1 protein-coding gene is annotated in these 252 nt (G+C 43.7%); it reads right to left on the reverse strand.

The features are described 5' to 3' along the window. Nucleotides 1-252 (reverse strand): Rib/alpha-like domain-containing protein (locus LACDD01_RS11355; RefSeq protein WP_255357199.1); only part of this gene is annotated, 252 nt, incomplete at both ends.

Here is a 252-nt window from a genome sequence, read left to right on the forward strand (position 1 = left end):
GTTGTTGGCACATCCGTTACATTTACAGGAACTTCGACAACATCTGTGGTACCATCTGGATAAGTTACTGTAACTTGAACAGTACCCTTATCTCCAGCTGTGCTTGTATCTGGAATGGTACCTACATTGGTAATTGTACCCCCTGAGCCTGCTGGGATAGCAACCTTATCTTTCACATCATCCTCAGTGATTGGTGTGTCTTTTGGTACTTCGATACTGCCCACTCCTGGTTGATATTTATCTTTGTCTGGA

This window comes from Lactococcus sp. DD01 (genome assembly GCF_001578715.1).
Lineage (GTDB): Bacteria > Bacillota > Bacilli > Lactobacillales > Streptococcaceae > Lactococcus > Lactococcus petauri.